Here is a 26,797-nt window from a genome sequence, read left to right as displayed (position 1 = left end):
TACATAAAATCACCACCTATATCAGCAAAAACCACGCTCTGATAGGGATAGAGGATTTGAATGTCTCTTTTATGTTGGCGAATGGGAAGTTAGCCAAAGCTATAGCTGATATGGGATTTTATGAGTTTCGTAGGCAGCTAGAATATAAAACACAACTATATGGCAGTAAATTGGTAATTGTGGATAGATTTTATCCCAGTAGTAAAACTTGCTCTAGTTGTGGAGAGCAAAAATCATCTTTGTCATTGTCGCAAAGAGTGTTTAAATGTGAACATTGTGGCTGGGAGTGTGATAGAGATGTCAATGCTGCCATAAATCTCTGTCAAGAAGCGACTAGATTAGTCGTGTTAGCCTGTGGACTAGATAGTGCCGACACTTCTAGGAAGAAGCAGGAAGAAAAAGCTGGCACTTGTGAGCATTTGTGAGCTTTTTTGAATCGGATGAATGTCGGTGATGTAGTTAGAGATAATAGGCTATAGATTCAGAATTTTGTTGAGTTCTCTCCCGCAATCGGCTTAAGATGCAGACACGCAAGCTATTCGACTGGTGGCAGACATTAACACCAATAGCGAGAATTGGGGCGATCGCTCTGTTCGCCCCACTATTGGTTCTCAATGGTTGGGCATTATCGGCAATTTTTGATTATTTTCATTCTCTGATAGTTATTTTAGTCGGAGCCTCAGTTTTAGCATTTCTGCTCAACTACCCCGTTAGCTGGATGGAGCAGCACGGCGCAAGACGGGAGCAGGTGGCTATTTTAGTCTTTTTATTGGCTTTATCGGTACTTCTGGCTTTAGGAGTCACCCTGTTCCCTCTAGCTCTTACCCAGGCTCAACAACTGGTGGCTCGCCTTCCAGAGTTAATTGACTCTGGACGCTCTCAGCTAATGATGTTGAACGAAAAAGCAGAAGTGATGGGTTTACCCATTAACCTTGATGCTTTGGTAGTACAAATTAATGATCGTGTCAAGGGGCAGTTGCAAGCGATCGCTGGTCAAGTTTTAAATCTGGCTGTTGTCACATTCACCAGCTTGCTAGATTTTCTCTTGACAATGGTTTTGACTTTTTATCTTTTACAACATGGGGGTGAACTCTGGCAAAGTTTGGTAGAATGGCTCCCTACCAGATTTCGTGAGCCTTTTTCCCAAACGGTACGCCTGAGTTTTCAAAATTTCTTTATTACTCAGTTGATTTTATCCACCTGTATGGCTTCCGCCCTCATCCCTACCTTTCTGTGGCTAAAAGTACCATTTGGTTTATTATTTGGTCTGACTATTGGCATCATGGCACTTGTGCCGTTTGGTGGTTCTGTAGGTATTGCTCTCACCACCTCGCTAGTAGCATTGCAAGATTTTGGGATGGGGGTAAGAGTTTTAATCGCTGCTGTAATTGTGCAACAAATTCTAGAAAATTTAATTGCACCCCGGATTTTAGGTAGTTTTACAGGCTTAAATCCTGTATGGATATTAATCTCTGTGTTAACTGGAGCAAGAATTGGCGGACTTTTAGGGGTAATCGTAGCTGTCCCCACGGCTGTCATTATTAAGACCGCTTTAACTGCATTGCGTCCTCCGATTTTAACCAGTGAACCAGACGACACCACTAGCAAAACAGAAATGGCTGCTTCAGTTCCACCAGAAGATCATCCCAAAACCGAGACAAAAAACCCTCTGAATGTTTCTGAACAGCCGACTTTACCGTAAGAATGTCGGGGTTTAGGGAAGGCAAGGGAAAAACACGCCCTAGCAGGGAGAAAAGGAATTAGTCCTTGCTCCCTGCTAGGGTGTGTTTTCTTTTTTCTGATGATTTCCTTGAAAGGTGTACAACACCCAACTGCAAAACCGTGTCATTTTTGCTAGCTTCTGACAAAAATTTTATCAAAAAGAGTCAAAAGATTTTTATTTTTGGCATAAAATCCAGGCGATCACCTCAATATTTCTAGGGATTTATACTAATTGATTTATTATTTGTTAACCGTAAAACCGCTTGATAGTAATACTTGTCTACAAAAAATAATGATGACTCCGGGTGAATCGAGAATACTATAAAGTGTATTTTTTTTGTCCATTTTCTCTCACCAAAACTGCGTAATCATCATTTGCGGCGCAGATTATGTAAATGTGGGACAAACAAATTAACATCTAAAAAATCTTCCCATTCATTTACATAAAATCAGATTGAACATGGCTAAAGTCACAATTTCTAACTTATTTCCAACAGAGAAAAAACTGTTACCGGGTGAAGATAGCTTACTTCACGAACTCAGCGAACAAGAAATTAATCATGTTCTAGGTGGTGCTATTAATTGTAACCCAATCAATTCTCAAACTTTGATAGATTCCGCCACTCGCATTTTTAGAACAATTCGCAGCTTATTCGGTTAATCACCTTACACAGTTTTGCTCAAGTCTTCAGCACTAATACTAAACAGTTTACCCATTGCATCCAAATGCTGGGAGTGGTGCTGAGAAGATTTTTCCATCGGTTGTCTGTGCAGTTTATTGACACCAAATCGTTATTTTGAGTCTTGAAAAAAGGAAAAAATCAAATGTCTAGTATCGTAATCTCTGACCTCTCTGCTGCTGATATCCAATCATTTATGGATTCTGAGAGCTATCTGTATAATTTGACTGACGATGAGTTAAATCAGACTTTTGGCGGAGCAGTAATCACCACAACCGCTATTATTCTTGGCGGTGCATTTCTTGTTGGTGTTGTTACAGGTTGGCTACTTAATAGAAAATAATTGCTTCTCACCGTAGATAACAAGAGATATTTTGAGGAATTGAATAATCTCTTTACTCCTCAATATCTCTACATTTTGTAGGTTGTACTTTTGGCTTAAGGAGATACAAAATGACAGCTATTACTATCAATGATATTCACGAAGATAACTATAATGCCTTAGCTTATGAAGCAAGTTATCTTCAAGATTTAACCGACGATGAAGTTAATACAATTCAGGGTGGCTGGATTGTTATAAAAGTAATTAAAGCATTCTATATTGGCTATGAAATAGGTAAAGAACTTAGTAAATGGTTTTAGTGCCAGGAAAAATTCGTTCCAGTACAGAGATAAAGCCATATCAATTCTGTAATCTCTAGGCTTAATCTCCAAGTTGCGAGAGTGAGATTTTTTATAATACTCATTCTTGCTAAATCAATCAGTATAATCTGAGGTTTACCTGTAGATTAACTGAGATTTTTCAGAGATTTAATCATCTGATTGTCACTAAATATCTCTAATTTATCACGACAATTTTCACTTGAGGAGATGGAAAATGACACGTATTAGCATCAAAGATATCAATGAGCATAACTATAATAACTTACTTGATGATGCAAGTTATCTTCAAGATTTAAGCGACAATGAAGTTAATGCTATTCATGGGGGTGGAGAACCTCTATTTATGGCAGTTATTGGAGCATTATGGTTAGGCTATAAAATAGGAAAAGAACTCAGTAGATGGTTTTAGTTATAGGACAACTTGGTTTAAGTAAAGATATCCAGCTAGACCAAGGATGTAACCTATAGACTGAATCTCCAATTAGCAAGAATGAGTTTGATAAAAATACTCGTTCTTGCTCACATAAAAAAACAAATCATTTTCACCCAAAATTAAATTAAATAGGATAAGTGTATGGATACCATTTCTAATCTAATTAGATTACTGAGTGGGCCAGCTTTTTGGTTAGTTGTGATTTGGGTAATGTGGACTGGTTATGAAATAGGAAAAGAAGCTACGACAAATTGGTTTAACAAAAACTCACAACAAAAATCCAGCATGACCATCACTCAGATTTGGGAAAATTCTAGCGACCAAATCGACTCAAAAGTAGATTAATTCCCAAACTGTTATCGTATAACCAATGACCCCTGGCTCAACAAACTAGCCAGGGGTTTCAATATTCCATAGGATCAGTACAAATGTAGAGACGTTGTATGCAACATCTCTACATTGAAAACCGATTTCAGCCAAAAAAAGTTTTTCCTTTTTCCTGTGGTTTTAGGAGAGGGTTAGGGAGAGGTAGGAAAGAGGAAACTTGGGGGTCAATAAAAATACTTTTCAAACATATTATCAAAGCGATCGCCTACAGTAGTTACTTGGGCGATCGCCAGTAAATATGATTGCTAACTTCCCAAACTTCAGCTAAAACCCTGATTCTCTCCTTAACTTCCAAAGTTGTTTATATACTGAAGTTAGTTTGATATTCCATATCCCCAATTTGCTGCTTCAGCCATTCCGCAAACAAATCTGATAAAATTTGAACACGTAATGCGTTATTCAATTCAGGCTGAACAATATCCTCAACAAAAATCAAATGTATTCCTTTAGCTGTAAAAATAGGTTTAAGTAACTGAGGAGGTTTCGCAGCAAAGACAGCAGCAGAAACTTCTGGCTTTAAATCCTGGCGACGTAATACGCCCAAATATCCCCCTTTACGGCGCAATTCTACATCCTGAATATATTGGTGAGCCACATCATAGAAACTCATCTCACCCTCTTGAATTGCATAGAAAAGTTCCAAAGCTAAATCTTCATCATCCAAAATAACTTCATACATAACAACACCAGCATAATTAAGCTGGTTTTCAAAAAAGTAAGGCTCTATTTTATCTGCAAATAAGTATTGGCTTAACTTGCCAAGAATTAGATTGTTATAAACTATTGTCTCAAAATCCTCTATCAATAAACCATGTTTTTCTAACCATTTCCAAGTATCCTCAGCACTGGTGAGTTTATTCGTTAAGCGCAATAAATCTGCTGATTTTTGTAATTCCTCAGTTTCTACTTTTATTCCAGCTTCTTCCGCAGCCGATAAAATAATCTTCCGGTTAAGAATTTGCTCAACTAGCTCAGGTACTTTACAGGATAACTTGACTTGCTGAAAAATATCTTCCTTGGTAATAGTCATATATTGTGACATGATTTTATCCTCAATTTTGTTCAGAAGAATTAAAAATGAGTTAGTGATTTATTGTCTGGATGTTGAAACTTTACATACAGCGTTTTTCAGTTAGGTGCAGTACACCTTTCAAGGGGAGCGAAGTCTTCTACAACTTCACCCCTCCCTGTTGCAATTTCTTAAACGGATCAAGCAGAAAATCAATAATGCGGCGTTGACGCACAATAACCTCAGCCGTTGCTGTATCGCCAGGACGCAAGGTAATACATTTATTACCAGAGGGGATACAGTGATTTTGTAAGGCAATTTCTAAGTTATATGCTGCTACTTTGCCGTTAGGAGTGTCTATTTCTGATGTAGTAGGAGAAATTTCGATTAACTTACCTTCTACAATTCCATAATCTTGGAAAGGGTAAGCATCAAATTTTAACTTAACTGGTAATCCTGTCCGCAAAAATCCACTTTCATTAGTTGCCATTTGCGCTCTAATAATTAAAGGTGAACCTTGGGGTGAAATCTCTGCAACCATTGAGCCAGGTTGAACAACAGAGCCAGCTTTTTGAATTGGTAACTGAAATACTACCCCACCTACAGGTGCTTTTAAATTGCGCTGTTCTAACTGTATTTTTAATGATTCAATCTGCCTCTTAGTCTGGGATATTTCTGATTGTAGGGCAGTAATCTCTGTATCTAAATTCTTTTGTTGTTCTTCAATTTTCAACAGGGCTAACTTACCAGAACGGTTTAAAGTTTGATAGCTTCTTTGTTGTTCAGATAAACGTAGACGAGCCTGTTCTATATCTGCATTCGCTTGGCGAATACTTCTTTCGTAACTACTCTGTTGTTCGGCTAAACGTAATTTTGCTTGTTCTACATCTGCCTTACTTTGTTCATATAATTTTTGTTTTTCTTTCGCAATATCTTGCTTTTCTACTAGGTTAATTTCGGGAACAATTCCTTCTTGATGAAGTTTATTATAGCGTTTTACCTCTCGCTGCTTACTAGCTAAACTACTCGCTGCTAAAATACTAGAAGTCTGACTATGGCTAATTGCTTGCTTTGCTTGGTTAACTTGAGATAATTTTTCTTCTTTTTGAAAATTATAGGCATTTATTAAAGCCTCAAGATTTTGCCGTGCTTGGTCAATTTGAGCTTGCTTTTCTAACTCTTGAGATTGGTTTTGTTGTTGTTGAGTAGCTAAAGCTACAACTAATTGATTTTTAGATGAATTTAGCTGTGAAAGTCGATTTAATTGTCCTTCTAATTTATCTTGAACTTGTCTAAGTTCTGCCTTTGTTAATTCTGAATCTAAAGTTAATAATGTCTGTCCTGCTTTAACTGCTTCGCCTTCTTTGACACTAATTTCGGCGACAGTTCCCACTACAGGTGTATCTAGTCTAACTGTCTTACCTTTAGGCTCTAATCTGCCTCTAGCTGTTCCAGTTTCATCAACTTTAGATAGCATTGCCCAAGGTAAAATTATAGATACGAAGATAACTAAAAAATATAGTAATCCTCTTGTCCAAACTTGCGGTAAGCTATCTAGTAATTCTTTGGTGGTATTAGACCAATCATCAGTCGGAGTTTCTAAAGTTTGTGCAGGTAAATTTTCTGTTTCAATTTTAGATTCTATGGGGGGTTTATCTACGCTTTCATTGAATAATGTGGTGTTAGGCATCTTGCTAGGTGAATACTTGGATTCAAATAGTGATTATCTTGTGATTACTTACAATTTCTTAACAGCGAATTCCTGATTTTTTATTCAATTCCTTGTACTTGCTGCTGGGTGAGATAGTAATAATGTCCTCGTTTCTTCATTAGTTCTTCATGGGTACCACTCTCGATTAATACACCTCTATCAAGGACTAAAATTAAATCTGCTTGACGAATTGTCGAGAGACGGTGAGCAATAACTAATGTAGTTCTACCTCGGAGGATGGTATTTAAATTCTTTTGAATAATTCTTTCTGACTCGGTATCAAGGTGAGAAGTTGCTTCATCTAAAACTAATAATCGAGGATTACCTAATAATGCTCTAGCAATAGCGATGCGCTGTCTTTGTCCACCAGATAATAATCCGCCACCTTCACCAATTTGGGTTTCGTAGCCCATCGGTAGCTTTTTAATGAACTCATCAGCACCTGCTAATTTTGCTGCTTCAATTATTTCTGTTAAAGATGCTCCTGGATTTGCTAAACTAATATTTTCTCTAATTGTTCCGCCAAATAAGAATGTGTCTTGATCAACTACCCCAACTTGTTGACGTAAGGAATTTAAAGATAAGCTGGTAATATCTTGTCCATCAATTAATACTCTACCATCTGTGGGGGGATACAACCCTAAAACTAATTTAGAGATGGTGGTTTTACCAGAACCACTGCGTCCTATAAGTGCAACCATTTGACCGGGTTTGATGGTAAAGCTGAGATTTTCTAAGATATTGTACTCACTTTCGGGATGATAACGAAATGTCACGTTATCAAATCTAATATGTCCTTGAAGCTGGGGTAAATTTTGCCGTGGTTGTTCCAGTAAATTTTCCTCTGGTTCTGCGTCTAAAACATCGTTAATGCGTTCTACAGCAATAATCACTTCTTGCAATTGATTCCACAAAACTGTTAGGCGTTGGAATGGGGTAACAATATTGTTCATGAGCATATTAAATGCTACCAATTGCCCGATTGTTAATTGATCATGAATTACCAAGTAAGCACCAAACCAGAGTAAGGCAGTGGTAATTAATCCTTGAATGGCGTTACTAAATATTTGCAATCGGTTATTAATAACTTGCCCGGCAAAGTTGGTTTTAACTTCTTTATTTAATAAGTCTTCCCAATGCCAACGGACTGTTTGTTCAACTGCTGTAGCTTTAACGGTTCTGATACCAGTTAAGGCTTCAATTAGATAACTACTTTCATTAGCGATCGCATTAAATATTTCTCTAGAAGTTTTTTGTAAAAATGGTGTGGCAATCAACGCTAACGCCGCAAAAGGTGGCACAATAACTAACGCCAATAATGCCATTTTCCAACTGTACCACCACATCAATCCTACATAGATAAACACAGTCATTAAATCTAAAAGGATAGATAAGGCTTCACCTGATAAAAAGCGTTGAATTTTACGATTTTCTTGAACACGGGAAAGAATGTCACCCACATAACGAGATTCAAAGAAACTTAAAGGTAGTTTCAATGTGTGACGAATAAATGCTACTATCAAGGCTAAATCTACTTTATTAGCTGTGTGATCAAGTAGATATTGCCGTAACCCCATCATCGCCACTCTAAACAAACTAAAAATTAGTAGTCCTATGCCGACGGCTGTGAGAGTTAATTCTGAACGTTGTACAACTACCCTGTCTAAAATTAATTGAGTAAATAAAGGTGTAATTAGTCCAAATATTTGTATAAATACGGAAGCAACAAATACTTCCAACATTACTAAAGAGTAAGGCTTGATTAACTCAAAAAACTGCCAAAAGGGTGTAGAAGTTTCTTTGGCATCTTTGAGCATCGCTGTTGGTTGTAGCAGCAATGCGTAACCACTCCAGTCAGCTTTAAATTCCCGGTGGGAGAGGGTGCGTTGACCAATAGCAGGGTCAGCTACAATTACGTGTTTAGAAGTAATTTCATAAACAACAATGTAATGTTTTCCTTCCCAGTGAACAATTGCAGGTAAGTTTTGTTTAGCTAATTGATCTAAACTGGCTTTAACTGGTCGAGTTGAAAAACCGATGCTTTCTGCTGCTGCTGACAAACCCCGTAAAGATGCACCATTACGGTCTACATTTGCAATGTCCCGCAAGCGATTAACACTAAACCGTTTACCCCAATAGCGAGATATCATTACTAAACAAGCTGCACCACAGTCTGAGCCGCTTTGTTGAGCAAAAAATGGATAGCGTCGCCAGGTTTTTTGCCATAAATGCCCAACACGTTGACTAGGGGTGGGAAAATAGGCTTTACTAATCTTTCGGTCTGACTTTTGTTCAATTACAGGTGTGGAAAATATTTCAGCTTGGTCATTATTTTGGGATGTAACTGTTTCTGTTGTGGGTGTGTCCTCAGAGTTTCCCATTAAGGAATGGCGAATTTTGGCAATACTCCGCAAATGTTCGCTAATTTGGGGATACTTTGCCATTAAAGGTGATAAGACATCACTGGGAATAAAACATAAATTTAAGTTGACACTCGCTCTCGCTGCATAAGGCTGAAATTTCGCCTCTGGAAATAATGTAAACTCCCCAAATGATGCACCTGCTTCTAAAGATGTAATCAGTTCACCTGCATCATCCAACAAACGGACTTTACCAGCTATAACTATATAAATACCAGCTTCTACATCTGTTCCTGTCCAAAATTTTCCGACTTTGGGGTTGAGAAATTTAACTTGATGAAGACATTGGTTAAATTCGGCTTCTGATAGAGTATACCCGATAGTATTGTTAAATTTCTCTAGAGAAATTGTTGGTGTTGATAGATTGTTTGACATACTTATCTTAAGCTTCTAATGTAGTGGAAATGAAGGGAAATAAATCTGGATTTTCGGGAATATTTGCAGACTCAAGGTTGTCAATGGCAATTTTTCCGGAATTAATTTGATTATTATTTTGTGGCTGATTCTTTCTAGGAATGGTGGATAAACCCATTTGTTTGAGCAGTCTTTTAATGTGGCGATCGCTAATTTCTATCCCCAATTCTTTAGCCAAATGTTTCTCTAAAGCATTGGCTGTCCATCTCGTAAAAGAATATCCATAATCACGGGGACTACTATTAACTAATTCTCTCAACCTTTCCATATATTGGTCATTTACTGTCTTCGGACGACCAATCGGACAATCTTGCCATTGATGAGCTATTCCAGCGCGAGCAATGTGCATCCAATGTCTGACAGTCGCTGGAGAACAACCCAATTTTCGACAAATTACGGTTTGAGATTTTCCCTCATCCGCCAGTAACATAATTTCAAGACGCTGGCGGTAGGATGTTGATATATTCTCTTGTAAACTCTTTTCTAATAATTTGCGTTGAAATGGTGTTAAATATTTACCCTGGTGATTTTGCAGTTGATATTCAGACATAACACTTGCTGTAGCAGTAAAACATCAAATCGTGGGTTTGAGTTTGGCTACTTTATTCCTGTTGTCAACTTCCCCACCCAGTACATCTGGAAAATATGGAAGTAGTTGTGTAAGTTTTGTGCCAAAACTAAAACTCTTTTATTTATTCAGTCCGACTTGTCAGTTTTATGCAGTCAGGTATGATTGTTACATTCTGTAATATTGCCCAATCTGACCGAAAACACGCCTATATCGGCCTGTTTCCAGATCGAAGCAGTCGCTCACAAACCCCCGAATTCCTGTAGGGGGTGTCCCTGCAAGCGTCGCCCTATCACCTTGTCGGCTCACACGCACCCTAGTAATTTAGCAATTGTGTTAGTCCTGAAAACTTACAGGTGATTATCTATATAAGCTGTTTGCAGCATTGCTATTAGTTCTATCCAACTCACTTTTTCTGAAAAAAGTTTTTTTTGCGCTAGCATGAGAATGATTCTCATTGTATACTAAAATGGTCGGTTGCTTTGTTCAGCAACCAAAGTGATTGATATGAATCCCATAAACACACCAACTTACGACAATTTTCCATACATCCCTAAACGGGGACTACCCGTTACCATCATCACAGGATTTTTAGGTAGTGGTAAAACTACACTGCTCAACCAAATTCTCAAGAATAAACAAGATTTAAAAGTTGCCGTACTTGTAAATGAGTTTGGTGATATTAATATAGATAGCCAACTCTTAGTTTCTCTAGACGCAGGGATGATGGAACTAAGTAATGGCTGTATATGCTGCACCATAAATGATGATTTGGTTGATGCTGTTTATCGAGTTTTAGAAAGAGAAGAACGCATTGATTATTTAGTTATTGAAACTACTGGTGTAGCTGACCCATTGCCGATTATTTTGACATTCTTGGGAACAGAACTGAGAGATTTAACTACTCTGGATTCAATTATCACGTTAGTAGATGCTGAGGCTTTTGACCAGAAACATTTTGAGAGTGAAGCCGCCTTCAAACAAATTACCTATGCAGATATTATTCTCCTGAATAAAGTAGACCTAGCTACTCCAGACAAAATTCACGAGTTAGAAGATGATATTCACAATATTAAAGAAGGTGCGAGAATTCTACATACTCAATATGGTCAAGTACCACTACCATTAATTTTAGGTGTGGGTTTAACACCAACAAACAAGTACACAGATGTCGAAAATTCCCACGAGCATGAACACCATCATCACGACCATGACCATGACCATCATCATCACCATCACTCTCATCATTTAGAAAATGATGGATTTGTGTCAATTTCATTCCAGTCTGATAGACCCTTTGATGTTCATAAATTTGAGGATTTTCTAACTGAGGAAATGCCCAAGGATGTTTTCCGCGCTAAGGGTATTTTATGGTTTAGTGATAGTGAATTACGCCATATTTTTCAACTGAGTGGGCCTCGTTATAACTTAAATGCTGATGAATGGCGCACTTCTCCTAAAAATCAATTAGTGTTTATTGGCAGAAAATTAGATGCTCAAAAAATTTATACACAACTTAACAATTGTTTGGTATGATTAAGGAGTGTTAAGTAATCAGCAACCTTAGTTAATAGTTATCAAGAAAAAGCTCAGGAGTCAGAACCCAAAATTAAACATAAATTCTGGGTTAACCGCTAATGAATAAGCGGCTTTGAAGCTCCACTAATTGATATTTAATTCTTGAGCTATTAACTAATTAATAATTTACAGCAATCAAACCAAAGAAAATGACTTTATCGATTCGTCCCGATATAAATTCTGCTGCTCAGGTGGTGCCATCTTTATCTACTCAGCAGTTACCAACTGTCACAGAAGCAGATATGATGCAGGCTGTGCGGACATTGCTGATTGGATTAGGAGAAAACCCTGACAGAGAAGGTTTAAAAGATACTCCTAAGCGAGTTGTGAAAGCTTTGCAGTTTCTCACGAAAGGCTATCATGAATCTTTAGATGAACTGCTGAATGGAGCAGTCTTTACAGAAAATGCCAATGAAATGGTGTTAATTCGGGATATCGATATTTTCAGTTCTTGTGAGCATCATATACTACCAATTATTGGTCGCGCTCATGTTGCCTATATTCCTAATGGCAAGGTGATAGGATTATCGAAAATAGCCCGCATTTGTGAAATGTATGCTCGGCGTTTACAAGTACAAGAACGTCTAACTCTACAAATTGCTGATGCACTGCAAGGTTTACTCAAACCTCAAGGTGTTGCAGTAGTGATAGAAGCAACTCACATGTGTATGGTGATGCGTGGGGTGCAGAAACCAGGTTCTTGGACTGTGACTAGCGCAATGCGTGGTATATTTGCGGATGATGCGCGGACTCGTGAAGAGTTTATGAATTTAGTGCGACACAATGCTAGTTTTCACTAAGTTTCGGCTGGAGTAGGTGCTAATTTAGTAGGTGCTATGTAGAGATAGGTAATTTCTTGTCTCTACATTTTTTATTAGTCATTAGTGATTAGTTATCATATCATGTCCGGCTAATTACTTATGATAAGTTTTCGATGCTGATCTTTTCTCTTTTCTTGTTCCCTGTTGCCTGTTCCCTGTTCCCTGTTCCCTACCCCAACAGATATGATAACTATTCAAACGGACATGTTATTAGTTATGATTTGAAGTGTGGAAATGATGGAAAATTTAAAGTTTAATTCCCAAGGTTTGATTGCTGCGATCGCACAAGATTACCGGGATGGTACTGTAATGTTTATCATTTAATTATGTCTATACCAATTATTACCGTCGTTGCTGGTACATCTGGGGCGGGAAAATCTACCTGGGTTTGCCAACAGCTACGAGATATTGCTGCTGTTGAGAAAGTTATTTATTTTAGTCCGGGGACGGGAACTGTTCCCATTGATCAAACCCGGATATCTACGGAATTTCCAGGGATAAAAGTCTTTGGTGAGGGTGAAGAAGGTGAATTTCTCAACCACATACCGCAAGCAGATGCGGTTTACATTGAATGGGGATTTTACCTAGAATTGGGAGCGATCGCACAATTAGCACAACTATTAGATCCTCTACCTTACCGTACTGTAGCCGTTGTCCCACCAGACCTGAAAAACTCTGAATTCCATACTTGGGCAAACAAGATTATACGTGGCGCACCAACCCACAGTGATACTGCTCAAAGTTTATGGCGGGCAGCTAGCAACGGTCAAGTTATTGATGAAGACAGTCTAGAAGAATTTTGGTACGAAATCACCCACGGTGCTTACGGTATTGTCACCCGTGCCAAGGGAATTTTTGACGTTAACGATGGTCGAGCAATATACTGTGATTTCGTCGCAGGTGTTCCTCAAACAGACTTTTTAGAATTAGACTTACCCCGTCACTTAGAAGGTAGACCTCAGCGTTTTAGTGGACTAGAAATTGTCGGAGAAAACTTAGATAAAGCCGCCTTAAAACAAACATTATCAGATTGCTGTTTATCTGATGCGGCGATTGTGCAATACCAACAACAGGTGAAAGAGATTCTACTAGAGGAGACGCAAGCGTGAAAATAGCAGTTATGTCATGTATTCACGGTAATTATGAAGCCTTGGATGCTGTGTTACTAGATATCGACCAGCAAAAAGCCGAGAAAATCTTTTGTGTCGGCGATTTGGTAGGATATGGCCCATATCCTAATCAAGTTGTTGAAAAAATTCGCGCTTTAGACATTCCTACCTGTGTAGGTTGTTGGGATGAAGATATTGTTGAAGGACTCAATGCTTGTGAGTGTAGCTATCCTTCTTTATTAGCGGAGAAAAGAGGAATACAGGCGCATGAGTGGACTAATCAAGAAATTACCCCAGAAAATCGGGATTTTTTAGCTAAATTACCTCACAGCTTCAAAGAAGATAACTTAGCTTTTGTTCACGGTAGCCCCCATAGCAACCATGAGTATTTGTTACCAGAATTAGATGCTTTCGTCGCTTTGGAAAGGGTAATTTCTACAGGTGCAGATGTGCTTTTTTGTGGTCATACTCATGTGCCTTATGTGCGAACTCTGGACGCTGGACGGTTACAAGTTCGGGTTAATGGTGGCGAAAAAAACCAGGAAATTAGCTTTAATTCGCCTCTCAAGCAAATTGTCAATGTGGGTTCGGTGGGCGAACCCCGACATGGTAGACCAAATTGCACCTATGTAATTTATGACATGGATACTCAAAAAATCCAATTGCGAGAGGTAGCTTACAACTACCATAAAACCTGTGCAGCTATTATTGAGAAGGGTTTACCTGCTATTTTTGCTTGGCGTTTAGCAAATGGGTTGGAGTTTGCAGAACGAGCGGATGATCCGACTCATGTTTGTACGAGATAATTTTTTTTAACGCAGAGGTACGCGGAGGAAACGCGGAGGGGCGCAGAGTATGAGTATGTGGGCGATTTTGAGTGGTATTGAGGGGAATTTTCTGGCTTATGAGGCTGTCATGGCGGATATTAAGCTTCAGGGTGAGAGTGTAGCAGCTTTGTATATTTTGGGTGATTTGGTGGGGCCTAGGGTAGAAACGGAGCAGTTGGTGGAACGGGTACTTAATCCACGTCGGGGAGAGTTAGAACCTTTGATTTGTAAAGGTTGGTGGGAAGAACAATGTTTGATTTTGCATGGGTTGGGGGGAAGTGGGGAGGCTCCTGATTTGATGGCAAAATATGGGGGTGATACTGTTGGGATGTTATGGGAGAGTGTTTCCCGTCAGACTGTACAATGGTTGCGATCGCTCGACTTTGGTTTTTTTGAATTGGATTGTTTATTAGTCCACGGTTCAACTGTAGGTGTGGATGATGAACTTACCCCGGAATCTTCCCCCATTCAAATGCTTGATCGACTATCAAGAATGCAAGCAAATAACTTATTTTGTGGTCGTTCTGGTTTAACTTTTCAGTATCAACTGCACACTGGTTCTATCACTACAGAGTTAATTACTCTTGACCAGCAATTACCCACTCAAACTGTTACTATTAACCCACGTCAAGTTATTGGGGTGGGAAATGTGGGACGCACTCCAGGTAAGGCTAGCTATACTCTCTACAACCCTGGTACAAATCAAGTAGAATTTAAGACTGTATGTTATGAAAATAGTTAGGGTTTACGCAAATAAACCCAATCTATGTTTCTAGTTGAACGTTAACATCGACATCGGTGATTACATTCAAAACAGGTCATTACTTTTGTTTTGCAATGGGTACTCTGTGGAAGATAATTTGGTTTCGGCAACTGCACTTGTAGTGTTATTCACTTGGGGATAGCCCATAACACTGAAAAAAACTACGCTAGCTGCTGCTAAAACATAACGTCTTCCCAAGTTCACAGCGTAACGTCTTTGAATGAAATTTGCTTTTACATCACTAGATTTCAGCCGACTCATTATATTACCTCACGTGCCGAAGTTTTTATCTATTTACTAAACTTGACGTTGATGCTGTCTTTATAACTAAATATTGCATTAGCATTTACTCAAAATTTGGGCGGTTACAGTTTTGGTAACGGTAGTTTTCAGTCAAGAAGTAAAAAGCACATTTTTAGAGTTTTTTATGATATAATAAATGATAAAATAGTATTTTTTACTACAGAAAAATTAAATTTATTTAGTTGAGTTGCGCTGTGTTTAAGAGATTATTTATTAAGTAAACCTTAAATTGTAGGGTGTGTTAGCTGAGAGTACGGCACCAATAAATACGGTGCGTTCCGGCTAATTCCTACTCTCTCAAACGCGAAAATCCTTGTCATAGCTGTAACACACCCTACTTAATATTTACTTGATTTATCTAGCAGGAACAGTCCACCAAGCTAAACCATAGGGTTGATTTGCTTCATTGACTTGTTGCCGAAATTGCACACGAATTTTATAGTTACCATTAGCGGGAACAGGACAGAAAATGTGTTCTACGCTATCGATTTCACTAACGGAAGCACAAATTACCCCAGCATCGGGTTGTTGAGCGTCAGCTTTGACAAGATAAAGGTCTAAATTATTCAAACCGCGATCGCTAAAGTTTTCACCGATATCATACATTTGGTTTTTGTTGTCATCATTGAGTTCGACCAAACGATCCCAAGTTAAAGTAACAGAAACAAAACTACCCTGCTTTAACGGTTTTGTTAAGGTATAATCAACAGCATTATTTGCCGCAACTTGTCGATAATCCCAACCAATTGACCCAACATTAGTATCTGGATGCCATTGACCAGCACTAAACTGTTGATAAGCGCGAAAAGCATTTAAGTGACCTGTTCCCATTTGAGCATTTAAAGGGATTTTGGGGTCTGTGTAAGCGTCAGAAGCCAGCCAATCTTGGTTTTGTTTATCAATGAGTGTGCGCGTCATTCCCAAGTGCAAACCGTCACCACTATCTTGAACTTTTTCGGCGGAATTAAGTAAGACAGCTTTCATCACTTGATGACGGCGACTATCAACACTCCAGTTGGGTTGTTTTGTGCGGAGTTGGCGATCGCCAAATTCTTGCAGCAAAGCCACCATAGCTGTAACATGAGGTGCAGCAAAGCTAGTACCCGTAACTTTCTTTAATTTACCATCAGGATTCAGCAAAGGAATATTACTACCAGGTGCAACTATACCTATAGCGCGTCGCCCATCCAAATTAAATTCCTTACCTGCTAGACGACGGCTAGCACCTTGATTTACACCCGCCAGATTGGAAACATCAACCTTATTAAAAATTCCTTGCCGACGGGATGAAAAAGCCACGTTGATTCCGTTAAAATTATCTGTAGGAATAGGAATACCACCTTTACCCTGATTACCTGCGATCGCATACACAACATCATGAACACGACTAGACCAGTCAACACATAGCGTTAATAGAGCATTACCATCTAAAACAGCATCAGGCCGGGGGTCACGGTTAAGAGGTTCACCAAAGCTAAAATTAATCGCACGCACATCACCGCCATTTTGCAAAGCTATATGTTGAGTTGATAAACATTCTTCCGCTTGACCCGTATTTTTTGTAGAACCTACCGCAGAAGAATATAATCTCGCTTCAGGAGCAACACCAGGTAAACCCTTATCCCTACTGACCATTACGCCAGCCACATTATAAGCATGGGGGTCAACAGCATTATTAGACTTAGCAGGTGCATTGCGTAAAAAAACCGCCGCCAAAGATACCGCACGATTTTTAGACACCGCCTTATCCCAACCAAACATCCCCGGACGACCGATTTCTACCTGACCGATAGCAATTTTACGACCGAGCAAATTATAAGGAGGTTGATGTAACTTCAAAACATCAATACCATTACTTTCCAAAGAAGTTTGTAAAGCCGAAGCCAAAACCGGCAAACTTAAACAGGAAGCACCTAAACCCCAAATTATCCAAGTTAATTTTTTAGTCATAGTTATTAGTCATTAGTCATTAGTCATTAGTCATTAGTCATTAGTTATTAGTCGTTAGTCATTAGTTTTTCTTCCTCCGCTCCCTCATCTCCCAGTCCCCAGTCCCCAGTCCCCAGTCCCTTCCAGTCCCCAGTCCCCAGTCTCTTCCAATTTCCAAAATTCTCAATATTTTGTTACAGTGTTTTGTTACAATGCTTACAGACGAGAACGCTTAAAAACCCACTAGCCATGACCCAAAACCGATCTGAAAAACCCATTGTTATTGCTCCATCTATCCTATCAGCAGACTTTAGTCGTCTAGGTGACGAAATTCGTGCTGTAGACGCGGCTGGGGCTGATTGGATTCATGTTGATGTAATGGACGGTCGTTTTGTACCTAATATTACGATAGGTCCTCTGGTAGTGGAGGCGATTCGTCCAGTTACAACTAAGCCTCTGGATGTCCACTTGATGATTGTGGAACCAGAAAAGTATGTAGAAGACTTTGCGAAAGCTGGTGCTGATATTATTTCTGTACATTGCGAGCATAACGCTTCCCCCCACCTACACCGCACTCTCGGACAAATTAGAGAACTAGGTAAAAAAGCTGGTGTTGTACTCAACCCCGGTACACCTTTAGAACTAATTGAATATGTTCTAGAACTGTGTGACCTAGTATTAATTATGAGCGTTAACCCTGGTTTTGGTGGTCAAAGCTTTATCCCCGAAGTATTACCTAAAATTCGTAAGCTGCGTCAAATGTGTGATGAGCGCGGTTTAGATCCTTGGATTGAAGTAGACGGCGGACTGAAAGCTAACAATACTTGGCAGGTACTAGAAGCAGGTGCAAATGCGATTGTTGCTGGTTCTGCTGTATTCAACGCTAAGGATTACGCTGAAGCAATTACCAACATTCGCAACAGCAAACGCCCCGCACCTGAATTGGCAAAGGTGTAAATCAGTAATTCAAACTTAGTTAAGGCTTAATTTCACTAATTTAGCAAAAATCTCCACTCTTGAAGGGTGGGGATTTTGTTTTTTTAGTGAAAGTTTACAAAAAATGAGTTTAAATTTTTCTATCTTGGGTGAGTTTTGTTTTTTAATATGTTCAATGATTATCTAAACCAGGACTTAAGCAACTAGCACATTAGTAGGGTGCGTCAGATGTCAAAAATCTTTTGATTTTTACCAAATTATTGGCTCTGACGCACCCTATGCAAGTCGGTAAAGGAGTTGAATTAATGCCTTACAAACAAATTCAAGACTTACCAGATTCAGTCAAAGAACATTTACCACAACACGCCCAAGAGATTTTTCGAGCAGCTTTTAATAATGCTGAACAAGAATATGAGGAAGAAGAACGCGCCTTTCGTGTGGCTTGGAGTGCTGTTAAGCGTGACTACGAAAAGGGCAAAGATGGCAATTGGCACAAAAAACCAGAATAGCTGTAGGTAATTTCTTTCTTTAGTTAGAAGGAATTAGGAATTATCACAGTTATTGTGCTTAATAGCAGTAGTAGTAATTAATTTTTTGGGAATTATCGAACTCATAGATAATAGCCTGGAATCTCAGGCAAATTAACTAAAAGTTGAGAAATTCCCAATTTATTTTTTGGATATATATTATTAGCTAGATATAGATTAAATTACTTACACAAGTAGCGGATGTAGCGGGCAAGATGCCCGCACCACAATAATTTTATGATTAGTGTTTGGATTTGCTTTACCTGCAAGCTGCTGTAAATAATTACGAAGTACGAATTATTATGAATTATCTAGTTGCAGTCTTACCTGAAAGAACCACAGCAGAAGCGGCTTACTCTGCTCTAGAACAACAAGGATTATCAGAATCACAAGTTAATATTTTGGGACAGGGTTATAAAAGTGCTGATGAATTTGGTTTAATTAATCCTGAAAAACCAGCCCGCAGACAAGTAAATCGCCTGTTGTATTGGCTTATTCCTTTTGGATTTATTGCTGGCTATGCTTTTAATTGGTTGACAAGCATTGAGATTTTCCCTCAAGCTACAGCATTTGGTAATCAATTGATTGCTGGTTTGTTAGGAGCTATATCTGGTGCGTTAGGTGCGTGGGTAGTAGGTAGATTAGTTGGTTTAACTGTTGGTAGTGGTGATGCTTTGTCTTACCGTAACCGTCTGAATGCTGGTAAATATTTAATTATTGTCCAGGGAAATGAGGGGTTAATCCGAGAAGCTACTCGCGTATTGCGTCAATTTGAACCAGAAAATATTCAAGGTTATGCAAATGTTTAGAGATGTTTGATTGATAATTTGGAGACGCTGCATAGCAACGTCTCTACAGATATATTAGTTAGGAAAAATTATGTATTTTCCTATCAATTTGTGGTTGGCTGTAGTTCTTTTTCGGTTTGGGGATGGGCGTTGTCAACTTGTTGAATTAAGCTTTCCGCCATTTCTACAGCTATCAAGATTAATTGCTGTTCCATTTTGCCACAGCCCCCTTCATCGCTGACTTGGGGGTAAATATGAGGGTTAGACAGCATGGCTGCTAGTAATTGAGATGCGGTTTGTTTGAGTTGACTGTTCATGGTTTACTCCCTCCAGTCTAAGGGCGGTTCAATGACGGGGTGATCAGATTTACCTGCACGCGCACCGGGTTTATCAACTATCTTGACAGTGGTTGCTTGCGGCCCTTCATCACCTTGCTCTACTGTGAAATGTACACCTGTACCGAGTTCTAAGCGGTCAAAGTCGTGATGTAAGACACTATTTCTGTGGAAGTATATTTCTCTACCTTCTAAAGTTTTGATGAAGCCATAGCCTCTATCCCGGAATAGTTTGGTGATTAGTCCTATGTTTGCGCCAATCGCTTCTTGATCTTGGGCGCGATCGCTTTGTTGTTGGCGTTCGGTCAGTTTCAGCAATCTTTGACGGGCTGCATCAAACGCATTGCGGATGACTGCATCCAGTGGTTCATACTGCACACCCTGAGCCGGATTGCTTTCCGCTACCAGTTCATGTCCTGGTGGTACAGTCATGTCAATTCTCACACGGTAGGGCGAACCACTACGCGGGCGATCGTGTATTTTTTCGACAGCAATATGGCAGCTATTGATATAACTGCAAACATTCTCTAACTTGGCTACTTTTTCTTTAATTAAGTTATCAATTGCATCTGTTTTATCTAGATTGCGATAAGTAATTTCTAGTGGTATTTTCATATTATTGTCTAAATTCTGGAAACATCAAAACTAGAGGCTAGGAAGAAGCAGGAGAGCAGCCAGTCCCCAATCCCCAATCACTAATCCCCAACAGGAGATAATGGTTGATGATTATTAGCTTTCTTCAGCAACTCGCGGACTTGCTCATCTGTAGTTTGGGGAAATTCTTCATACCACATACCCACGCTGTAAAATGGGCTGGGTGTGGCAGCACAGACAATTTTTTCTACCTTGTTTTCTAACTGCTGACAAGTTTCAGATGCAGCCACGGGTACAGCAATCACAATTTCTTTAGGTTGCTTTTGTCTGACAGCCAGTACAGCAGCCCACATAGTTGCACCAGTGGCTAAACCATCATCGACTAAAATAACTGTGCGTCCCTGTAATTCTGGAAAAGGTTCATCGCCGCGATACATCGCTTCGCGTCTTTCTAATTCCCGTTGTTCTTGGGCGGCAACTCTGGCAATTACTTCCTCAGAAAAGTTCAATTCGTTGACAATTTGTTGATTAATGATGCGGACACCACCAGAAGCGATCGCCCCCATTGCCAATTCTTCCTGATTGGGTACGCCAAGTTTACGTACTACCAATACATCCAAAGGTGCATTTAAGGCTTGAGCAACTTCAAAGGCAACGGGAACACCACCTCTAGGAAGAGCTAATACTATCACATCTGGCTGGTTAACATACTCTCCTAAATTGCTAGCCAGAGTTTGGCCTGCGGTTGTGCGGTTTTGAAATAGCATGGTGTCACGCTCCTGTAAAATCACAATCCCCTGTTAAGTGTTAACGCGCATTTTTCCTTGACTGCCTGACTCAAATAAGGGATCAAATTCTGATGGTAATTGGGAACGAATATCTTTGATTTCCCCTGGGCTAATAGCTTCAGTCAATACTTCTATGACTGTACGCGCATGATGTACTGCATTGGGCAAGTCTACATTTTCTAACAAGCTGACTCGCTGAAAAAATTCATCTAAAGAGAAGCGCATACCAGCACCAGCATACTGGTGCTGCATATATTGAGCAATGCCTTTTGGCAATTGAGCCGCAGCATTTTGAGGTTCGTTGCCGGCTATGCGTTCGGCTAATGTCTCCAGAGTAGCACGGGTGGCAACTTCTGCATCTCCTCGTGAACTGAGATGAGCGCGATGTTGCACCTGTCCAATAAACTCATCGTGTTGCATATTACCTCCAGATAGGTCTTATTGCTTGAGTGCTACTTCACTGTTTGCTACTCCACTGTTGTTCGATTTTAAATAAGTGAAGATGAAATTTCCTCTGACTAACGAAGCGATATCTTGGCTTTGTCCGTCTGTCTATTGGATGAGTTGAGCAAGGTAAGCTAGGTTTAACTTAACGCTGAAAATTCATCACTTTTTTGTAACAAAATTTGTAACAGCAACATCGTTTCAGGTTCTACTCGTTTAAATTGAGGAAAAATCTAGGGGGAATCCCTGAAGAACGAGTTCATGTTGCTCAAAGATATACGGGATTATCAAATTCTTTTTCTCAGCTTGTTCCTGATTTTGGGAATTGGCACCAGAGATTGGACACTGCGACCAGAATTAATTGTAGTAGCGATCGCCACCTGTTTGGCTACTCAGTTGATTTTAGGAGGCAGGGGTGCAGGGGTGCAGGGGTGCAGGGGGGATGAGGGGGATGTAGCTTTAGCTTCCCGCAGGGTGGGGGATGAGGGGGATGAGGGAGAAATTATTTCCCAATACCCAGTCCCCAATCCCCAATCAAGAGTCCCCAGTCCCCTGAATGTCCGCAGTGCTTTAATTACTGCATTGGGACTCAGCCTACTATTACGGGCTGATCATTGGACGACGATGGCTTTCGCCGCCGCTAGTGCGATCGCCAGTAAATTTTTCTGGCAATTCCACAATAAACATTTCTTCAATCCGGCTAACTTTGGCATCATTTCCGCCTTAGTTTTCACCTCTGATGCTTGGGTTTCTCCGGGGCAGTGGGGTGAAGAATGGTGGTATGGGCTGTTATTTGCTGGTGCTGGAGGCATGATTTTACAACGCATCGGACGCTGGGAGACAACAGCCGCCTTTTTAGGTGCTTACGCCCTACTAGAAGCCCTGCGTAATCTCTGGCTGGGTTGGACTTGGGATGTTTATTGGCATCGATTAATGAGTGGTTCGTTGCTGCTTTTTGCCCTGTTTATGGTGACAGATCCTCGCTCAATTCCTAACGCCAGACTTGGGCGCATCCTTTGGGCAGTTAGCATCGCCATCTTCACCTTTATTCTCCGAAATTATTTCTTTATTCCCACCGCAGTTTTTTGGGCATTGTTCATATTGGCACCCTTAACCATCCTGTTCGATATTCTCTGTGCAGCCCCTCGCTTTTCATGGGCGAGAAATCAACAAGATCAACCTGTAGAAACAGTATCTTGTACGGACGCAATGAATCGCGTCTCATAACTCTCAAAATGAGGTATAAAATAATGCAGCGTTTTCGATTGATGATTCCATTATTGTTAGTATTCATATCTGTATTGTGTTTTGCACCCACAGCTTGGGCATTTTGTGGATTTTACGTTGCTAAAGCTGATACCAAACTATATAACCAAGCGTCTCAGGTAGTGATTGCACGAGATGGCGATCGCACCGTTTTAACGATGGCGAATGACTATCAAGGCGAAGTCAAAGATTTTGCGATGGTTGTCCCCGTACCTACAATCATTAAACAAGAACAAGTCCGCGTTGCTGAACCGAAAATCATAGAACGTTTGGATGCTTTTAGCGCACCGCGTTTAGTAGAATATTTTGATGAAGACCCCTGCGCCCCAGTTGCCCAAAGAAGTCCTGTATTTTTAGCAGCACCATCAGCAGCAGTTAATGAAACAGCAAGAGCAAGAAGCGATCGCACTTTAGGCGTAACAGTCGAAGCGCGGTTTAATGTAGGTGAATATGATATCGTCATTTTGAGTGCCAAAGAATCCGGTGGCTTAGAAACTTGGCTCAATCGCAATGGTTACAAAATCCCCAGAGGCGCGAAACAGTTACTCAAGCCTTATATTCGTGCCTCAATGAAATTTTTTGTCGCCAAAGTCAACCTAGAGAAATTTGAAAAATCCGGTTATCAGTTGCTTCGTCCCCTGCAAATTTCCTACCAATCACCCAAATTCATCTTACCAATTCGCTTAGGGATGATTAACTCCACCTCTGAGCAAGATTTAATCGTCTACATCCTCTCACCCAAAGGACAAGCCGAAATTACCAACTATAGAACCGTCAAAGTTCCTTCTAACGTTAACATCCCTGTATTTGTCAAAGAAGAATTTGGCGACTTTTATAAATCCACATTTCAAACAGCATACACCAAAGAAGGTAAAAAAGTCGCCTTCTTAGAATATGCCTGGGATATGAGTAATTGCGATCCTTGTGCAGCTGATCCTTTAACACCAGAAGAACTCAAACAAGCCGGAGTATTTTGGCTAGATGGCGACTCCCAAAACGACGCACCCATACCCCCTAACTTTCGTCGTCCCTTTCTAGTCAGTAACGTCTTCATCACTCGCTTACACGTGCGCTACACCCGCGACAAATTCCCCGAAGACTTAATGTTTCAAGACACATCTAACCGTGAATCTTTCCAAGGCAGATATATCTTACAACATCCCTTTACAGGCGAAGTTAAATGTCAAGCGGGTAAACAATACAGACGTTCTTTACCAAGACGGTTTGAACAAGAAGCCCAAACCCTCGCCAAACTCACCAACTGGAACATCCAAGACATCCGGCGCAAAATGCAATTGACTGTAGGTAATGTCACCAATTCGTGGTGGGAGACTTTATTACATTGGCTAGGGTTGTAGTTGACAGACTTGTAGAGACGTTGCATGCAACGTCTGTACATATCCCAATCCCCTTTAAAGGAAACTTTGGAAGAGAGTGACACGTATTGACACTCCCCGCTCTAAAGAGACGGGGATTCTACATTCACAGACTCGCCATTAAACGACAGGTTTGCACCCTTACGGGTTCGGCAGTCGCTCATGGGGGAGACCCCCAAGACCGCGCTGCCTCACCTATCGCCCAAGAGGGATTAAACTCAACGAAGTTGTCACCAACCCCGTTGGTCTTCAAAACCGGACGTGAGACTTTCACCTCATCCGGCTCCTCAATAATGCAGTGTCTTTCACACATACTTCAAGGTGCTACTATCTCTAGCAGTCTTTGTATCATGGCAATGTCTGTGTAGGAGTTGAAGATTTTTGTATTCATCCTTTCCACCTTGCGATTTAGGGATGATATGGTCAACTTCCAACACATCGTTTTCTCGCAAATATAGTCCGCAATAAGCGCATTTGCCCTTTTGCCGTTTGAGTAATGTAGTTACTCTTGAAGGCATTTCAGGACTTTTCCCCAATCTTGTACTCCAGTAAACCAGGTTGTCGTCATAAGGAGACGATTCTCCTTTAACTTTTACATGACGGACTATGGAGGTGTCGGCATGGTCAAGTAACCGGAAGGGATTTTTGCCCTTTTCCTTGGTTGCGAATACCCAGTTATCACCGCCTATTGTGCGCCAATATTTGTTTTTAATCCACTCCATTGATTTATGTGGATGGCGGCGTTTTGCCCATGTAGCCAGCTTTTGATACACAAGGTTATCTAAATCTGTGTAAGCTACCTTACTTACTACAGTCGCATAATAGTTAGCCCATCCCCGAATAATAGGATTTAAATGCTTGATAAGTGCCACTTGTGACACAGCTTTATGAGCCGTAATAACTTCTGCGATTCTGTCATAGTGTATCTTGAGCTTTTTCTTACTTGGGGTGATGATAGTCTTAAAACCAAGCCTATCTCCATTTGTTGATTTTCCTGTTTGGTACTTACCAACCGAATATTGTCTAATGGTAAATCCTAGAAAATCAAACCCTGGTTTATTTTGTCCACAGTTATTAAGCGTGTGACAGAGTTTCGTCTTGCTTGGTTTTAATTCCAAACCCATGCCATTTAACCATTCAGAGATTATTTCTCTGCACTTTTGGACAACGGTTATGTCTTCGTGAATAATCACAAAATCGTCGGCATAACGAATTAAAGATATACTGTTGCGGTTGCCAGCCTTTCTACCAGGTAGAGTTTCCGCAAATTGTTTAATCCGTTCTTTCATCCCGTGAAGGGCTATATTTGCCAGTAGTGGAGATATTATTCCACCTTGGGGTGTACCCTCAAGTGTTGAGAACAACTGCTTACCATCCATTACTCCCGCTTTCAACCAGGCTTTAATTTGCTTTCTTATGGTGGGGAATGTATTTAATTTTCTTAGCAGTGTATCGTGGTTAATGCGGTCAAAACATTTAGCAATATCGGCATCTAGCACGTATTTGGCTTTGTACCTAATTGCATTGAAGATTGCTTCAATCGCATCATGGCATGAGCGTCCTGGTCTGAACCCATAACTATTAGGCTCAAATCGCGCTTCCCATTCTGGTTCTAACGCCAGTTTGACAAGTGCTTGCAAGGCGCGGTCTTTCATTGTAGGTATACCTAAAGGTCTTCTTTCATACGTACCAGGTTTGGGTATCCATACTCGTCTAGTGGGGTTGACCTTAGAACTCAGTTTGAGTTCTTTTACAAGGCGCAAACGTGCTGCTGGGGATAAGGATTTTACCCCGTCCACTCCTGCCGTTTTCTTGCCTGTGTTGTCCTGAGTTACCCTACGAACCGCAATCAACTTTGCATACCAGGACTTCATCAACGTCTTCTGGAGTCTACGAACTGCTTTTACATCACCACGACTAGAAGCTCTGTAGATGCGCTTTTGTAGCTTATAGACTACCCTTTCGATTTTCTTCCAGGGTATGTCTTTCCATTCCACCGTAGTCTTTAAACTCGTATTAGACATATTTACTACTACTTGTACCTCTACAATCTGCATTATCGTGAGTCCGTCTGCATATCCTTGACATTACTCAAGGCATTCGCTTCTGACTCAATCTTTCCAATTCGCAGCATCCGGTTAGCACCTGCTCAATCATCGACCTGACTGAGAGCATACGAATGGTTACTTCGTTCCGAGAGTTCATACTGTGTGTCTTTAGAGTTCTACTCTCCACCGGGTTTATTGGGAGTGCATATTGGTCGGGAGTCTAACCGCCAATTCCTGATATCCTTTTGCCTTTTGGCTCCAGCATATCAGCCTGATTTCGCTGGTTTTGGGTCACGATGGTTGAAACGTAGATTTACTTTCTTACTCATGGACACTTCGCTCGACGGGTACTTACATT

At 40.3% G+C, this 26,797-nt stretch carries 29 protein-coding genes; 18 read left to right on the top strand and 11 right to left on the bottom strand.

Annotated features, from left to right (window positions below; all coding sequences use genetic code 11):
- The 8 genes from A3775_RS17030 to A3775_RS24370 form a co-directional block, all read left to right on the top strand.
- On the top strand, positions 1-425 hold a 425-nt coding region (locus A3775_RS17030), incomplete at its 5' end, for an RNA-guided endonuclease TnpB family protein (RefSeq protein WP_156481668.1).
- Positions 426-520: 95 nt separating this feature from the next.
- Entirely contained in the window at positions 521-1,702 is a 1,182-nt protein-coding gene (locus tag A3775_RS17025) for an AI-2E family transporter (protein WP_066384162.1), read from the top strand.
- Between the two features lie 480 nt (positions 1,703-2,182).
- The gene (locus A3775_RS17020; protein ID WP_066384163.1) at positions 2,183-2,383 is read left to right on the top strand and encodes a hypothetical protein; all 201 of its coding nucleotides are present in this window, start codon (positions 2,183-2,185) and stop codon (positions 2,381-2,383) included.
- A 164-nt stretch (positions 2,384-2,547) separates the two neighbouring features.
- Positions 2,548-2,745 carry a hypothetical protein gene (locus A3775_RS17015; RefSeq protein ID WP_066425974.1) on the top strand — a complete coding sequence of 66 codons (198 nt, stop codon included), beginning with the start codon at positions 2,548-2,550 and terminating at the stop codon, positions 2,743-2,745.
- Between the two features lie 110 nt (positions 2,746-2,855).
- On the top strand, positions 2,856-3,044 hold the full coding sequence (locus A3775_RS17010) for a hypothetical protein (RefSeq protein ID WP_066425973.1): 189 nt from the start codon (positions 2,856-2,858) through the stop codon (positions 3,042-3,044).
- A gap of 235 nt (positions 3,045-3,279) precedes the next feature.
- Positions 3,280-3,474, top strand: a complete 195-nt coding sequence (locus A3775_RS17005) for a hypothetical protein (protein ID WP_066425971.1) — start codon at positions 3,280-3,282, stop codon at positions 3,472-3,474.
- A gap of 165 nt (positions 3,475-3,639) precedes the next feature.
- Positions 3,640-3,843, top strand: coding sequence for a hypothetical protein (locus A3775_RS17000; protein WP_066384169.1), 204 nt, complete (start codon positions 3,640-3,642; stop codon positions 3,841-3,843).
- A 98-nt stretch (positions 3,844-3,941) separates the two neighbouring features.
- Positions 3,942-4,121 (top strand): hypothetical protein, encoded by a 180-nt coding sequence (locus A3775_RS24370; RefSeq protein WP_156481666.1) that lies wholly within the window; start codon positions 3,942-3,944, stop codon positions 4,119-4,121.
- Positions 4,122-4,186: 65 nt separating this feature from the next.
- Here the strand turns inward: A3775_RS24370 and A3775_RS16995 are convergent, their stop codons facing one another.
- From A3775_RS16995 to A3775_RS16980, 4 genes are all read right to left on the bottom strand, one after another.
- The gene (locus A3775_RS16995; protein ID WP_066384172.1) at positions 4,187-4,927 is read right to left on the bottom strand and encodes a peptidylprolyl isomerase; all 741 of its coding nucleotides are present in this window, start codon (positions 4,925-4,927) and stop codon (positions 4,187-4,189) included.
- Positions 4,928-5,054: 127 nt separating this feature from the next.
- A complete protein-coding gene (locus A3775_RS16990) occupies positions 5,055-6,584 on the bottom strand; it encodes an HlyD family efflux transporter periplasmic adaptor subunit (protein WP_066425969.1) in 1,530 nt (509 codons plus the stop codon).
- Positions 6,585-6,664: 80 nt separating this feature from the next.
- Complete coding sequence (locus A3775_RS16985; protein WP_066425967.1) at positions 6,665-9,400, bottom strand: peptidase domain-containing ABC transporter; 2,736 nt, start codon at positions 9,398-9,400, stop codon at positions 6,665-6,667.
- Between the two features lie 7 nt (positions 9,401-9,407).
- On the bottom strand, positions 9,408-9,989 hold the full coding sequence (locus A3775_RS16980) for a helix-turn-helix domain-containing protein (protein WP_066384179.1): 582 nt from the start codon (positions 9,987-9,989) through the stop codon (positions 9,408-9,410).
- A 525-nt stretch (positions 9,990-10,514) separates the two neighbouring features.
- On the opposite strand from A3775_RS16980, the gene A3775_RS16975 reads away from it, so the two are divergent.
- The 5 genes from A3775_RS16975 (at position 10,515) to A3775_RS16955 (ending at position 15,084) form a co-directional block, all read left to right on the top strand.
- Entirely contained in the window at positions 10,515-11,543 is a 1,029-nt protein-coding gene (locus A3775_RS16975; RefSeq protein ID WP_066425962.1) for a GTP-binding protein, read from the top strand.
- A 191-nt stretch (positions 11,544-11,734) separates the two neighbouring features.
- Positions 11,735-12,385 carry a GTP cyclohydrolase I FolE gene (folE, locus tag A3775_RS16970; RefSeq protein ID WP_066384183.1) on the top strand — a complete coding sequence of 217 codons (651 nt, stop codon included), beginning with the start codon at positions 11,735-11,737 and terminating at the stop codon, positions 12,383-12,385.
- 347 nt (positions 12,386-12,732) lie between these two features.
- Complete coding sequence (locus A3775_RS16965) at positions 12,733-13,515, top strand: GTP-binding protein (protein ID WP_066425960.1); 783 nt, start codon at positions 12,733-12,735, stop codon at positions 13,513-13,515.
- Positions 13,512-14,321: a metallophosphoesterase gene (locus tag A3775_RS16960; RefSeq protein WP_066384191.1), complete on the top strand. Its 810-nt coding sequence runs from the start codon at positions 13,512-13,514 to the stop codon at positions 14,319-14,321. Before A3775_RS16965 ends, A3775_RS16960 begins: the two co-directional genes overlap by 4 nt.
- A 49-nt stretch (positions 14,322-14,370) precedes the next feature.
- Positions 14,371-15,084 carry a metallophosphatase gene (locus A3775_RS16955; protein WP_066384195.1) on the top strand — a complete coding sequence of 238 codons (714 nt, stop codon included), beginning with the start codon at positions 14,371-14,373 and terminating at the stop codon, positions 15,082-15,084.
- Between the two features lie 66 nt (positions 15,085-15,150).
- On the opposite strand, the gene A3775_RS16950 is transcribed toward A3775_RS16955, so the two are convergent.
- Entirely contained in the window at positions 15,151-15,366 is a 216-nt protein-coding gene (locus A3775_RS16950; protein ID WP_066384198.1) for a hypothetical protein, read from the bottom strand.
- Between the two features lie 396 nt (positions 15,367-15,762).
- Complete coding sequence (locus A3775_RS16945) at positions 15,763-17,358, bottom strand: S8 family serine peptidase (protein WP_066425959.1); 1,596 nt, start codon at positions 17,356-17,358, stop codon at positions 15,763-15,765.
- 228 nt (positions 17,359-17,586) lie between these two features.
- Between A3775_RS16945 and rpe the strand changes: the two genes are divergently transcribed.
- The 3 genes from rpe to A3775_RS16930 all read left to right on the top strand — a co-directional run bounded on the left by rpe (position 17,587) and on the right by A3775_RS16930 (position 19,609).
- Positions 17,587-18,294 (top strand): ribulose-phosphate 3-epimerase, encoded by a 708-nt coding sequence (rpe, locus tag A3775_RS16940; RefSeq protein WP_066384202.1) that lies wholly within the window; start codon positions 17,587-17,589, stop codon positions 18,292-18,294.
- Positions 18,295-18,578: 284 nt separating this feature from the next.
- Entirely contained in the window at positions 18,579-18,782 is a 204-nt protein-coding gene (locus A3775_RS16935; protein WP_066384228.1) for a ChaB family protein, read from the top strand.
- 320 nt (positions 18,783-19,102) lie between these two features.
- The gene (locus A3775_RS16930; RefSeq protein WP_066384229.1) at positions 19,103-19,609 is read left to right on the top strand and encodes a hypothetical protein; all 507 of its coding nucleotides are present in this window, start codon (positions 19,103-19,105) and stop codon (positions 19,607-19,609) included.
- A gap of 83 nt (positions 19,610-19,692) precedes the next feature.
- On the opposite strand, the gene A3775_RS16925 is transcribed toward A3775_RS16930, so the two are convergent.
- The 4 genes from A3775_RS16925 to A3775_RS16910 form a co-directional block, all read right to left on the bottom strand.
- Entirely contained in the window at positions 19,693-19,905 is a 213-nt protein-coding gene (locus A3775_RS16925) for a hypothetical protein (RefSeq protein WP_066384203.1), read from the bottom strand.
- 3 nt (positions 19,906-19,908) lie between these two features.
- Entirely contained in the window at positions 19,909-20,538 is a 630-nt protein-coding gene (locus A3775_RS16920; protein ID WP_066384207.1) for an HPF/RaiA family ribosome-associated protein, read from the bottom strand.
- Positions 20,539-20,618: 80 nt separating this feature from the next.
- Positions 20,619-21,284 (bottom strand): phosphoribosyltransferase, encoded by a 666-nt coding sequence (locus tag A3775_RS16915; protein WP_066384231.1) that lies wholly within the window; start codon positions 21,282-21,284, stop codon positions 20,619-20,621.
- A gap of 33 nt (positions 21,285-21,317) precedes the next feature.
- The gene (locus tag A3775_RS16910) at positions 21,318-21,725 is read right to left on the bottom strand and encodes a DUF2267 domain-containing protein (RefSeq protein WP_066384210.1); all 408 of its coding nucleotides are present in this window, start codon (positions 21,723-21,725) and stop codon (positions 21,318-21,320) included.
- 285 nt (positions 21,726-22,010) lie between these two features.
- Here A3775_RS16910 and A3775_RS16905 point away from each other — a divergent pair, with 285 nt between their 5' ends.
- Together A3775_RS16905 and A3775_RS16900 are read left to right on the top strand one after the other, a co-directional pair.
- Positions 22,011-22,976: an RnfABCDGE type electron transport complex subunit D gene (locus A3775_RS16905; RefSeq protein ID WP_066384212.1), complete on the top strand. Its 966-nt coding sequence runs from the start codon at positions 22,011-22,013 to the stop codon at positions 22,974-22,976.
- Between the two features lie 23 nt (positions 22,977-22,999).
- Complete coding sequence (locus A3775_RS16900; protein WP_066425958.1) at positions 23,000-24,373, top strand: DUF2330 domain-containing protein; 1,374 nt, start codon at positions 23,000-23,002, stop codon at positions 24,371-24,373.
- 323 nt (positions 24,374-24,696) lie between these two features.
- Here A3775_RS16900 and ltrA read toward each other — a convergent pair whose 3' ends face one another.
- Positions 24,697-26,415, bottom strand: a complete 1,719-nt coding sequence (gene ltrA, locus A3775_RS16895; protein WP_066384243.1) for a group II intron reverse transcriptase/maturase — start codon at positions 26,413-26,415, stop codon at positions 24,697-24,699.
- Between the last annotated feature and the right edge of the window lie 382 nt (positions 26,416-26,797).

It is taken from the genome of Anabaena sp. 4-3, assembly GCF_001597745.1.
Classification (GTDB): Bacteria; Cyanobacteriota; Cyanobacteriia; order Cyanobacteriales; family Nostocaceae; genus Trichormus.
The sequence above is the reverse complement of the archived record's forward strand: the minus strand, read 5'-3'. Positions and strand labels throughout refer to the sequence as shown.